The organism is Limnospira sp. PMC 1279.21, assembly GCF_032349615.1.
Classification (GTDB): Bacteria; Cyanobacteriota; Cyanobacteriia; order Cyanobacteriales; family Microcoleaceae; genus Limnospira; species Limnospira fusiformis.
Window position 1 is genome coordinate 1 of the sequence record NZ_JARPLU010000062.1, and the last position, 1963, is coordinate 1963.

The 1963-nt window shown below is 47.1% G+C and carries 2 protein-coding genes; both read right to left on the reverse strand.

The genetic code is table 11. The annotated features are described in order from the left end of the window. Window positions 1–206: 206 nt before the first annotated feature. The gene (argJ, locus tag P5683_RS11375; RefSeq protein ID WP_006622841.1) at window positions 207–1448 is read right to left on the reverse strand and encodes a bifunctional ornithine acetyltransferase/N-acetylglutamate synthase; all 1242 of its coding nucleotides are present in this window, start codon (window positions 1446–1448) and stop codon (window positions 207–209) included. 194 nt (window positions 1449–1642) lie between these two features. Beyond that, complete coding sequence (locus P5683_RS11380) at window positions 1643–1837, reverse strand: hypothetical protein (RefSeq protein ID WP_006668916.1); 195 nt, start codon at window positions 1835–1837, stop codon at window positions 1643–1645. Between the last annotated feature and the right edge of the window lie 126 nt (window positions 1838–1963).

Here is a 1963-nt window from a genome sequence, read left to right on the forward strand (position 1 = left end):
TGTTTGATGAACGCGATCGCGCACAACAAGAACGCAATGAGGCACAACAAGAACGGGATAAGGCAAAACAAGAACGCGATCGCGCCTTGGCGAAACTCCGGGAATTGGGTATCGATCCAGAAACCCTGTGAGCGCGAATAGTTGATATTTGTCGGAACAATCAACCCGGTTTCTGTGAGCAACCGGGTTGATCAGGTCAAGACCAATTAAGTAGTGTATTCTGCATTAATTTTCACATAATCATAGCTAAGGTCACATCCCCAAGCCTTACTACTTCCTGGCTCATCACCAATTTTAACCTTGATTAACACTGTATCTTCCTGAAGATAAGCCGCAGTTTTAGCCAGTTTTAAATAATTACTGGCCGCAGCTGCATCAAAAGCTAAAGGCTGACCATTTTTCATCAGTTGAAACTCACCCAAGGAAATCTCTAACTTATCCTGGTCAAAACGAACCCCAGCCCGTCCGGCTGCAGCCGCAATTCTTCCCCAATTAGGGTCACAACCGAAAATCGCCGCCTTTAATAAAGAAGACCCAACAATAGTTTTAGCAACCATAGCCGCCGCTGCTTCTGTGGGTGCGCCAGTTACCTGCACTTCAATTAAACAGGTAGCCCCTTCTCCATCTCTGGCGATCGCCTTAGCTAAATGTTCACAAACTGCTGTCAGCATCGCTTCTAATTTATCAGCATCAGGTCCGGGTCCAGTAATTGCCGGAGTGCGGGACTGACCATTAGCTAAAGCAATCAGCGTGTCGTTGGTGCTAGTATCCCCATCAACTGTAATTTGATTAAAACTACGATTGGCAGCCCTAGTCAGCATTTCTTGCCACAGAGGAGGAGAAACCGCAGCATCACAGGTGACAAAAGCCAGCATTGTTGCCATATTAGGATGAATCATCCCCGAACCTTTGGCAATGCCACCAATCCGCACCGGGCGATCGCCAAATTGAGTTTCTAAAGCAATGGATTTCATCACCAAATCCGTCGTCATAATTGCCCCGGCTGCCGCTGTCCCGCCGTTTTCGGAAACCTCAGACACTAATTGGGGAATGGCTGCTATGAGTTCCTCCATTTTAATCCGTTTACCGATGACTCCGGTGGAAGCTAGTAAAATCGAATCTGGATCAATATTTAACGCCGCCGCCAAGGCTTTCGCACTATCTTGGGCATCTTCCCACCCCTGCTGTCCTGTCCCGGCGTTGGCTTGACCGGAATTACATAAAATCGCCCGCACACTGGGTTTCGCTTCTAACTTTTGCCGACAATAATCTACACAGGCGGCGCGCACTTGAGATGTCGTAAATACCCCCGCTGCGATCGCCTCTACATCTGATATAATCAACGCTAAGTCTGGCGCTCCAGAAGGTTTGAGCCCGGCGGTGATTCCACTGGCTTTATATCCCTTGGGTGCGGTGATGCCACCATCAATCTTTTGCCACTCTGACATAGGTTTCGCCTTCTAGCATCTACTCTTGAGCAGAAGGCATTATACCAAGTTTTAATTGAAAATCCCCACCCAGCGGGATTGCTACAGTGGGGATTTGCACAAACAAATTCATGGATAATTAACTATCCCCCACCTGAAGACGGCTAGGTGGGGGTGGGGACAAAGATTTTTCAATTTTTCGTGGTGTTGAAATTTTAACTCATCGAAGCTCGGGAGCGATCGTAGTTATCCCGTGAGTCGGAATGGGGTTTGCCTTGAATCGTGCTATAATAATCCCCAACATCGATACCTACTTCCTGCGCCGAACGGTTGAGCATAGATTGCTGACGGTTCTTGATGTTATGATGATGACGCATCATTAGCGCCCTGGCTTCATCTTGAGTACACATGGTTTTGGTCTCCCGCTAATTGATATTTATTAAGTCAGATTGAAATGAGGAATTTAAAAAGGGTTGCAGTCCTTTAACTCATTGATGAGGAACTGCGATCGTAACTCATACTTGAATTGGAGTTAG

Excerpts from the sequence above, each read along its gene's own strand:
- P5683_RS11380 (WP_006668916.1), bottom strand. The coding sequence starts at position 1,837 with ATGTGTACTCAAGATGAAGCCAGGGCGCTAATGATGCGTCATCATCAT.
- argJ (WP_006622841.1), bottom strand. The coding sequence starts at position 1,448 with ATGTCAGAGTGGCAAAAGATTGATGGTGGCATCACCGCACCCAAGGGA.